We start from the raw sequence: 9,118 nt of genomic DNA on the forward strand, positions 1-9,118 counted from the left end.
TCTATATAATTCTGTAAAAATCAGTTTTTGGCCGTCTCTTGTTTACAGCGTTCAAGTTTTTTACGGTAGCGGTCCGCCTCGCTGTATACGCAGCCGCAGTAGGGCTGACGGTACAAGCCCCAGTCCTTGGAGCGGTCGATGCCTGCCTGCCAGTCCGTGCGGAAGTCACGGTAGACGAAGCCGGGGCCGCTTGGCGCGGTCAGGCGGCGGCCCGCCGCCGCAATGACCTCGTGCGGCTGGTAACGGGAGTAGAGCAGGCTGGTGCTGACCCAGGCGAAACCCAGAGAGGCGGCCTTGGCGAACGCCGCTTCCACGCGGCTTTCGCAGCAATAGGCGCAACGCGCGGGGGCTTCGTCCCGTCCGGCCACGGCGCGCAACCATGCCGTGATGTTCCAGGTCTCGTCCGCGTACAAGATATTCACGCCCAGACGCGCCGCGCACTCTCCGGCGGCTTCACGGCGGCGCAGATATTCGGCCAGGGGCTGGACATTGGGATTCATGAACCACGCCGTAACCGCAAAGCCCTCGTCCAGCAGGCGGGTGATGGGCATGATGGCGCACGGCCCGCAGCAGACGTGCAGCAGCAGACTCTTGTCTTCGGGCTTCGGTGCTAGGTACGAATCGCTATTTCCAGGCATTTCCCGAAGTCCTGCTCCATTTCGCGCAGACTGTCGCGCTTGTGGTTGAGCAGATACAGGCCCAGTTCCCGCGTGGTTTCAAAGGTGCATTTTTCGCCGTTAGTGGCACGCAGCATGCGGCGCAGCTCGCGCAGCCCCTGCAGTGCCTGCCATTCCAGATTGCGGCGCTGACCCGTGCCGCCGCAGGCCGGGCAGGGCTCCATGGTGATAGCCAGGGCTGAGGAACCCATGCGCTGGCGCACCAGCTCCAACAGGCCGAAGGAACTCATGCGGGCCACGTCGTGACGGGCGCGGTCGTTTTTCATGGCTTGGCGCAGGGTTTTCTCCACGTCCAGCACATGCTTTTTGTCGCGCATTTCAATAAAGTCGATGACCACCTGGCCGCCCACGTCGCGCAGCTTGAGCTGGCGGGCGATGGTTTCGGCGGCCTCCATATTGGTTTTGAAGGCCATGGCCTCAAAATTGCCCTTGCCGGAAATTTTGCCCGAGTTGATGTCGACGGCCATGAGCGCCTCAGTCTGGTCAAAGACCAACCGGCCGCCCGAGGGCAGAAGCACTTCGCGGGAATAGATCTGGTCCAGTTGGCGGCGCAGATTGAAACGCTCCCACATGGACTGGCGGATGTCGCCGTGCAGGCGCACCAGATCTTTCTTGCGCGGGAAAAGCAGGCTGACGGTATCACGGATGCCCTGGGCCACTTCCTCGTTGTCCACCCAGATTTCGCAGACGTCGTCGGTGAGGTAGTCGCGCACCGCGCGTTCGGAGAGGCCGGGCTCCTGATGGATCAGGGCCGGGGCCGATATTTCCGTGGCTTTTTTGCGGATGTCGCGCCAGAGGCGTTTCAGATATTGCAGATCATTCTTCAGGGTGGTCTTGGTGGTGCCGGCGCTCACCGTGCGCACGATGACGCCCAGGCCCTGGCCGGGGTCGATGCCGTTCATCATCTCGCGCAGGCGGGCGCGTTCCTCGTCATTTTCCACCTTGCGCGAAACGCCGATCTGCTCCTGCCCGGGCGTGAGCACCAGAAAACGCCCGGCCAGCGAGAGCCAGGTGGTCAGAAACGCGCCCTTGTTGCCTGTGGGCTCCTTGACCACCTGCACCAGCACTTCCTGACCGGCCTTGAGCACCTTCTGGATGGGCGGGAACTTCTTGCCTTTGGCCGGTTCGTGATGGGCCAGCCAGTATTCGGGGTGGATCTCGTCAATCTGCAAAAAGCCGTTCTTGCCCGCGCCGTAGCTCACAAAAGCGGCTTGGAGATTGGTGTCGATGTTGTGGATGACGCCCTTGTAAATATTGCCTTTGATTTTGCGCTGGTGGAGCATGTCCAGGTAGTATTCCAGCAGGCAGCCTTCCTCGGCCAGAGCCACTTCCACCTGTTCGCCGGGCAACACGCTGATGAACATTCGCTTTTTGCCCGTGGCCGCTCCGGCTTTGGCCTTGGTCGCCGTGGCGCGCGCTGTGGATTTTTTGCCGTCCTCGTCCTCGGCGTTCTGGACGCTTTTGCCCCTCTTGCCGCGCCCCTTGGAAGCGGGCATGCCGCCTTCGCCAACGGGGGCTTCGGCAGCGGCGTCAACTTCATCAGAAGCTTCGTCGTCGGCGTTCCCCGTGCGTTCCGCAGCCGGGTCGTCCATACTTTCGTCCGCTGCGGCGTCATCCGCGCTCATCTCGTCCGTGGCGGGCTGGCGGTTTTTGCGGTTGCGACCGCGACCGCCGCGCCGTCCGCGCCGACTTTTACGCCGGGGCCCTTCAGCGTTGCCGTCGTCTTCGTTTCCGGCGGCGGCTTCTTCGGCGTCCGTCGTGGAGGATGCAACCTGTTCCGTCGTTTTCTCCGGGAGACTCTCCGGCCGGGAGATTTCTTTGGGAGTCCTGGCCGTCATGGCGTCAGTCAGGGGGGCGGTCTGTCGGCTTTCAGCCTGGGGTGATGGCGTGTCGGCTTCGGCAGGGGCAGCGGAGGCGTCAATGGACGTTGGGGATGTCAGGGATGTCGGGGCTTTTTTCGCCCGACTGCCGCGCGTCGTGTTATTGCGGCCGCGCTTGGGAGCGGCCTTGGCAGGCTTATCGGGGGTTTCCGCAGGGCTCTCCTCGATTGCCGGGGCTTGCGTTGCGGCTGCCGCCTGAGTCGTCTCCGCGCCGGTTTCGGCAATGCCGGTTTTGGCCGTGGCGCTGCGGCGGCCTTTGCCCGCACGCTGGGCCGGGGCACGTTTGGCCTTGGTCGGGCTGTCTTCGCCGCCTTCCGGGGCTTGGGCCGGGCTTTTGGCAGCCGTGCGTCTGCCGCCCCGCGCCTTGGGCGCGGCCACGGCGTCGGCCTTTTCCGCGGCCTTGCTGCCAGCCGTCGGCGTGTCGGTCTCCTTCTTGACCTGAGCGCGGGCTGTTTTGGCGGCCGGTTTTTTAGTACTGCGGGAAGGCGTACGGCGCTTGGGGGCGGGGGCTTCGCCGGAAGCGGCGGAGTCTGCGGGTGCGGGAGAAACAGGGGAAACAACAGCGGAACGGTCCTGGCTTGCGCCATCCGTAGCCGAAGACGAGGCCACGGGAAAATCCTGGTCAGTAGTCATGAAAATCCTTCTGGCGGCAATCTGAAGAACAGCGCCGCGAAAAAATTTGTGAGCCCGGCCTGTCAAACTCCGCATGGAGCGCTACGGCAGCAGCGCCGTTGCAGGCGCGCAATTGCCGAGGACATACCGGACCTTATTCAATAGAGCCGTTTCAAAGTGAAATTGCTCTGGCAGCTGCGGAGGCAGCCGCCCGTCGCTGGCATAAGCGGAAGTTATTTGCGCTGTGATGTGCCGGAGCGGGCGCTTTCAAAATTTTGAGATTGTAACACCTCAGAATTAATCTTCTCTAGAATACGTCTTTTGTGAAAATATGCAAGAAGGGCCTCCGGCCCTCGCCTTCAGCCGCTTTCAGCGCAGGGGGGAGAAAGGAGACGGGTGCGAAGTCTCAGCAGTTTTCCAGCACGCGCAGTTCCGCGGACAGCTGCCCCGAGTTGGAGCGCAGCAGCACGTAGCCGCCCTGGGCCAGCGCGCCGGGATTGACCACCACGGTGCGGCCCACGCGGTCCACGGCTCTGGCTTCATGAATATGGCCGCAGAGGCAGATGTCGGGTTGGGTTTCCTCCAGAAATTCACGCACCGCCGTGGAACCCACATGAACGTCGCCGGGGATCACGTCGCAGGCCGTATCCTTGGGCGGATTGTGGGAAACCAGCACCGTGTGCGGATAGCGCCGGGCACGCTGCCAGCAGGCATCCAGCCAGGCCGCGAACGTGGATTCGGGGAATTCGCTGGGCGTGCCGAAGGGCGTGAACGTGGAGGCCCCCACGCCGAAAATGGCGGTGTCCGGCGTCAGTTCGCGGGTGACGGTATGCAGGTTCCAGCCCTGTTCGCTCAGCCAGGCATCCACTTCAGGCCGGTCCATGTTGCCGATCTGGGCCCAGACCGGCAGATCGTGGGCGCGCAGAACCTCCATGACCAGTTCGGCCTGCTTGACGCCGCCGGTGATGGTCAAGTCGCCGGTGACGATGATCCCGTCGGCCTGGGCCAGTTCCGGAATCCGATGGAAACAGGCGGGGTCGTCGTGGATGTCGCCCACGGCTATCCAGAGGTAATCCCGCGTATCGGCGCTTGGCATGGCGTCCTATCCTTTGTTATAAGAGTGGTGTCGCAATCTTGCCATAACTCGCCACGGATGGAAAGAGCCGCCATGCTTCCCACATCTCCCGAATCCCCCATGTCCGAGGAACCCGTCGCGGCGCGCAAGGCCGCCCTGCGGGAGCATATCCGCAAGCTGCGCAGCCGCCAGCCGCCGGGGCTGGCGCGGGCGCGCAGCCTGGAGGCCCAGCGGCGTCTGATTGAGGCCGACTGCTGGCGCAACGCGCACTCCGTGGCTCTGTATGTGGCCCTCAAGGGCGAATTGTCCACCGACAAGCTGCTGGACGCCGCCTGGAAGAGCGGGCGCACGGTCTGGCTGCCGCGCGTGCGGCCCGGCGAAGCGGGGATCATGGACTTTGTAGCCTGCACGGGGCCGGAACAATTGCGGCCCGGCCCCTTCGGCCTGCGCGAGCCCGAGGACGGGCTGCCGGGCTTCGGGCCGGAAGAGGCGGGCAAGGCCTTTAAGCCGGATCTGCTGGTGCTGCCTGGTCTGGCATTTGACCTGCACGGCGGCCGCCTGGGCTTCGGCGGCGGGTATTATGACCGTTTTCTGGACAGTGAACCGGCCTGCCCGCGCGTGGGCCTGTGCTTCGCCTTCCAGGTTGCCAAAAACCTGCCCCTGGAACAGTGGGATCAACGCGTGCAGTATCTCTGCACGGAAGAGCAGTTTCTGTGTCTGTAAGCTACATTCCTTTTCAGTTTCCCGGTGTTGAGAATGTCCGCTGCGCCTTTCAGGTCCGGGCCGCCATCCCCGGCGGCACGTACCGCAGCGGCTATGACGGCGGCAATATTTCCTTCAGCACGGAGGACGATCCGGACCATGTGACGGGCAACCGCCGCGATCTGCTGGCGGCCTTGCAGCCGCACGGTCTCACGGCCTGGGCGGAGCTCAATCAGGTGCATGGCGATGCGCTGCTCTTTGAGCCGGAAGCCGTGGCCTGCGAGACCCGGCCCACGACGGACGGCGACGGCATGGCCGCATCCCGGCCCGGTCTGGGCCTGCTGATCAAGACCGCCGACTGTCAGCCCATTCTGATGGCGCACAAGAGCGGTCGCCATGTGGCGGCCCTGCACGCGGGCTGGCGGGGCAACCGTTGCGATTTTCCGGGCACGGGCGTGGCCCGCTTCTGCGCGCGCTATGGTCTCAAGCCTTGCGACCTGCTGGCCGTGCGCGGCCCCAGCCTGGGACCTGCGCGGGCGGAGTTCGTCAACTTCGAACGGGAATGGAGCGACGGCTTCCGGCCCTGGTTCGACCCGGCAACGCGGACCATGGATCTCTGGGGGCTGACCCGCCGTCAGTTGCAACGGGCCGGTCTGCCGGAGCGCCAAATCTACGGCCTGGATCTCTGCACTGCTTCCAACAACGGGCAGTTTTTCTCCTACCGGCGGGAAAAAAGATCCGGCCGTCAGGCCAGCCTGATCTGGATCACGGCCTGAGGCTGACCCGTCGCGCGTCTTCCCGTGCCGCATTGACAGGGCCGCGCGCCGCGCCTAATGTGCCCTCTGGCAACGGTAGCCGGATCGGCGGAACAACGCGGAACGGCTTGAAAAGGGAATCCCGTGTAAAACGGGAGCGGACCCGCCGCCGTGAGATCCGCAAACCGCGCCCCATTTTGTGCCACTGGAAACGGGAAGGCCGGGGCAAGGGGATCAAGCCGGAAGACCTGCCGTGCCCATTTTTGCGCTCCTGGAGCAGATTAACTTTGAAAAAGTGAACTACTCCGGCGTGAGATATTCTCCGGCAACGGGTTTTTGCCGGTCAGGCAGAGGAAATACGGGCCTCTTCCAGGTATGGAAGAGGCTTTTTTTGTCCGCATAGCCCCATATGATATGCACCTAGACGCCCTTTCCCGGCCGCCTCGGACGCGGTCCCTTTGCCTTGCCCTGGCCGGGCTGGCGGCGCTCTGGCTATGTTCTCTGCCGCTGGCCTGCCTGCCGGGGCCGTTCCCGCTGGGCGTGGATGAGGTTTTTCGCGCGCTGGCCGCGAGCCTGGGCCTGGCCGCCGCGCCGGTGGACGCCTCCCAACTCCTGGTAGTGGGGCAGATACGTCTGGCGCGGGTCTGTCTGGCGGCACTTTGCGGCGGCGCCCTGGCCGTGGCCGGCGTGGCCCTGCAAGGCGTGCTGCGCAATCCCCTGGCCGACCCTTTCACTCTGGGCATTTCCGCCGGTGCGGCCTGCGGTGCCAGCATGGCTATCGCCCTGGGCGGCGTCGGCGGCGGGTTCGGCCTGTGGCTGGGACGGGTCCTGGGCCATGCGGCGGGGGCGACCCAGGCCGGTTTGGTGGCTCCCGCCGCTCTGGCCGGAGCCCTGCTGGCCCTGTGCGGCGCGCTCTGGCTGGGACGGGGCAAGGGGGATTTCAGCCGTGAAAGCGTGATTCTGGCGGGTATTGCCGTAGCCGCCTTTCTGGGGGCCCTGGTGGCCCTGGTCAAGGCTCTCAATGAGGAATCCGTGACCAGCATCGTGTTCTGGATTCTGGGCTCGCTCCAAGGCCGGGGCTGGGACAGCCTGCCCCTGCTGCTGGCTACCTTTATTCCCGGCCTGCTGGCCGTGGGTCTGGGCTGGCGGGCTCTGGACGTGCTTTCTCTGGGCGATGAGCAGGCCGCGCAACTGGGTCTTAATGTGGGCCGGGCGCGTTTCTGGCTGTTGGCCGGGGCCAGCTGTATGACCGCCGGTTGCGTGGCCGTGGCCGGAGTGATCGGCTTTGTGGGTCTGGTAGTGCCGCACGTGCTGCGCCTTTTGCTGGGGCCGGGGCACGGCCCTTTGCTGGCCGGGGCCTTTTTCGGCGGCGGCGTGCTGCTGGTCTGGGCTGACGTCCTGGCCCGCAGCGTGCTGGGCGGCGGCCAGGAATTGCCCGTGGGCGTGGTCACGGCCCTGCTGGGCGGGCCGTTTTTCGCTCTTCTGGTGCGGCGGCGCTGATGTACGGCGCACGATCAATGGACAGACCAATGGGGAGTCCAATAGACAGATGGGTGGGCAGACCACTGGAAGGGCCGATGCTGGATGTGCGCGATCTCACGGCGGGCTATGCCGGACGGCCCGTGCTGCGCGGCGTGAGCCTGGCGGCGCGCGGCGGCGAAAGCGTGGCCCTGCTGGGACCCAACGGCGGCGGCAAAACCACCTTGCTGCGTTGCATTTCCGGCGTGCTGCGGCCCCAGGGCGGCGGCATACGTTTGGCGGACAGGCCGCTGGAAGGCCTGCGCCCGCGCGAGCGCGCCCGGCTGGCGGCCGTGGTGCCGCAACGCGCGGAATGCCCGTCCGGCCTGAGTGTGCGCCAGATGGTCCTGCTGGGGCGCTATCCTTACCTCTCCTGGCTGGGCGGCTACGGACGGCGGGATTACGCCGCCGCCGGACAGGCTCTGGCCGCCACCGGGGCCGCCGCGTTGGCCGCGCGCCGCGTGGGGGAGCTTTCCGGCGGGGAACTCCAGCGGGTGCTGCTGGCGCGGGCTCTGGCCCAGGAGAGCCCGCTGCTCCTGCTGGACGAGCTGGCCGCCGGCCTGGATCTGGCCCGCATGGTGGAACTTTTTGATCTGCTGGAGCGCCGCCGGGCCGCCGGAGCCTGCGTGCTCATGGCCATGCACGACTGCAATCTGGCCGCCTTGTATGCAACCAGGCTCATGGGCCTGAAAAACGGCCGGGTGCTCTTTGACGGCCCTGTGTCCGAGGTCTTTACCGAGGAGAAACTCAGTGTCCTGTATGATATTCCCATCCGGGTTTTTCCGCATCCGCGCTGGGGCCTGCCCCAGGCGTTGCTGGGGCGCGCTTCCGGGCCGTGGAGCAACGGCGCCGAGAATTCTGCTGCTGGTTCTGCTGCTGGCGGGCCTGAATCCGGTCCCGGCTCGGGCGGCCCCCATTGAGGTGGTTGACGACACGGGCGTTACGCTGACTCTGGATAAACCGGCCACGCGGATCATCGCCCTGTACGGCGCCTACAATGAGCTGCTGCTGGCCCTGGACGCGCGCGGCCTGCTGGTGGCGCGCACCGTGGCCGACGCCCACCTGCCGGAGCTGGCAGGTCTGCCCGCCATCGGCACCCATATGCGGCCCAATGCGGAACTGATCGTGGCTCAGAAGCCGGATCTGGTGCTTCAGCTCGCCGGACGGCGCGAGGCGCTGTTGCAGACCGAAGCCCTGCGCAAACTGGGCATCAATGTGCTGACGTTTGAGATGGACTCTTTTGACAAGATGTTCGATGTGCTGGAAAAGCTGGGACGTCTCACGGGACGAGGGCAAAAGGCCGCCGGGCTGATCCGGGACTGGCGCGCGCGCCTGGCAACGCTGCGGGCGCGGCATGCCGGGGAAAAGCCGGTGCGCGTTTTCTATGAAGTGCGCTATCCCAATCTGCTGGCCGCCGGGCAAGGCAGCATCGTCAATGAAATCATTGCCGTGGCCGGGGGAGAAAACGTGGTCGCGGACGACAAAAAACTGGTGCGCTTTAACGAGGAGGCCTTGATCCTGGCGGATCCGGACGCCTACCTGATCCAGAAGGGCCCCATGAATCCCGGTCCGCAACCTCTGTCCGGGCGCGCCCATTACCGGGATTTGCGCGCCGTGCGCACGGGACGGGTGCTTGTGGTGGATGAGGACCGTTTCGCCCGGCCCGGCCCCCGCGCCGTGGAGGCGGCGGAGGAGTTGGAACGCTGGCTCCATCCTTAGGCTCAGCCCTCATTAAAAGCGCCTGCTGCAAAGCCGCTTTTTTCCGTGCAGCTGCGTTGCAAAAAAGAAATTGACCTCGCGGTATGTTCAATACAGCTTCGCCCGATTTCTTCTTTGCGCCTTGCTGCCCGAAAAAATTCAGCTTTTCGCGGACGGCGTTTTAATAAGGGCTGAGCCTAG

8 protein-coding genes and 1 riboswitch are annotated in these 9,118 nt (G+C 65.0%); of the genes, 5 read left to right on the forward strand and 3 right to left on the reverse strand.

Annotation, left to right across the window (positions count from 1 at the left end):
* Positions 1-20: 20 nt before the first annotated feature.
* The 3 genes from KH208_RS05605 to KH208_RS05615 all read right to left on the reverse strand — a co-directional run bounded on the left by KH208_RS05605 (position 21) and on the right by KH208_RS05615 (position 4,265).
* Positions 21-638 (reverse strand): epoxyqueuosine reductase QueH, encoded by a 618-nt coding sequence (locus KH208_RS05605; RefSeq protein WP_291434569.1) that lies wholly within the window; start codon positions 636-638, stop codon positions 21-23.
* Positions 611-3,190, reverse strand: a complete 2,580-nt coding sequence (locus tag KH208_RS05610) for an Rne/Rng family ribonuclease (protein ID WP_291434571.1) — start codon at positions 3,188-3,190, stop codon at positions 611-613. The genes KH208_RS05605 and KH208_RS05610 overlap by 28 nt, the downstream gene beginning before the upstream one ends.
* A 385-nt stretch (positions 3,191-3,575) precedes the next feature.
* Complete coding sequence (locus tag KH208_RS05615; RefSeq protein WP_291434573.1) at positions 3,576-4,265, reverse strand: metallophosphoesterase; 690 nt, start codon at positions 4,263-4,265, stop codon at positions 3,576-3,578.
* A gap of 72 nt (positions 4,266-4,337) precedes the next feature.
* Between KH208_RS05615 and KH208_RS05620 the strand changes: the two genes are divergently transcribed.
* The 5 genes from KH208_RS05620 to KH208_RS05640 all read left to right on the forward strand — a co-directional run bounded on the left by KH208_RS05620 (position 4,338) and on the right by KH208_RS05640 (position 8,938).
* A complete protein-coding gene (locus KH208_RS05620; protein ID WP_291434575.1) occupies positions 4,338-4,967 on the forward strand; it encodes a 5-formyltetrahydrofolate cyclo-ligase in 630 nt (209 codons plus the stop codon).
* Positions 4,958-5,722, forward strand: a complete 765-nt coding sequence (locus KH208_RS05625; RefSeq protein ID WP_291434577.1) for a polyphenol oxidase family protein — start codon at positions 4,958-4,960, stop codon at positions 5,720-5,722. The genes KH208_RS05620 and KH208_RS05625 overlap by 10 nt, the downstream gene beginning before the upstream one ends.
* Before the next feature lie 56 nt (positions 5,723-5,778).
* A riboswitch (cobalamin riboswitch) is annotated at positions 5,779-5,972 on the forward strand.
* A gap of 143 nt (positions 5,973-6,115) precedes the next feature.
* The gene (locus KH208_RS05630) at positions 6,116-7,201 is read left to right on the forward strand and encodes an iron ABC transporter permease (protein ID WP_291434579.1); all 1,086 of its coding nucleotides are present in this window, start codon (positions 6,116-6,118) and stop codon (positions 7,199-7,201) included.
* Between the two features lie 77 nt (positions 7,202-7,278).
* Positions 7,279-8,139 carry an ABC transporter ATP-binding protein gene (locus KH208_RS05635; protein ID WP_291434586.1) on the forward strand — a complete coding sequence of 287 codons (861 nt, stop codon included), beginning with the start codon at positions 7,279-7,281 and terminating at the stop codon, positions 8,137-8,139.
* A 1-nt stretch (position 8,140) separates the two neighbouring features.
* Positions 8,141-8,938, forward strand: coding sequence for an ABC transporter substrate-binding protein (locus KH208_RS05640; protein ID WP_291434581.1), 798 nt, complete (start codon positions 8,141-8,143; stop codon positions 8,936-8,938).
* The last annotated feature ends 180 nt before the right edge of the window (positions 8,939-9,118 follow it).

The sequence above is a fragment of the Desulfovibrio sp. genome, from assembly GCF_018379785.1.
In the GTDB taxonomy this organism is placed as follows: domain Bacteria; phylum Desulfobacterota; class Desulfovibrionia; order Desulfovibrionales; family Desulfovibrionaceae; genus Desulfovibrio.

What these genes read in the sequence shown, in the direction of transcription:
- KH208_RS05605 (WP_291434569.1), bottom strand. Translation starts at nt 638, where the DNA reads ATGCCTGGAAATAGCGATTCGTACCTAGCACCGAAGCCCGAAGACAAG.
- KH208_RS05610 (WP_291434571.1), bottom strand. Translation starts at nt 3,190, where the DNA reads ATGACTACTGACCAGGATTTTCCCGTGGCCTCGTCTTCGGCTACGGAT.
- KH208_RS05615 (WP_291434573.1), bottom strand. Translation starts at nt 4,265, where the DNA reads ATGCCAAGCGCCGATACGCGGGATTACCTCTGGATAGCCGTGGGCGAC.
- KH208_RS05620 (WP_291434575.1), top strand. Translation starts at nt 4,338, where the DNA reads ATGCTTCCCACATCTCCCGAATCCCCCATGTCCGAGGAACCCGTCGCG.
- KH208_RS05630 (WP_291434579.1), top strand. Translation starts at nt 6,116, where the DNA reads ATGCACCTAGACGCCCTTTCCCGGCCGCCTCGGACGCGGTCCCTTTGC.
- KH208_RS05635 (WP_291434586.1), top strand. Translation starts at nt 7,279, where the DNA reads ATGCTGGATGTGCGCGATCTCACGGCGGGCTATGCCGGACGGCCCGTG.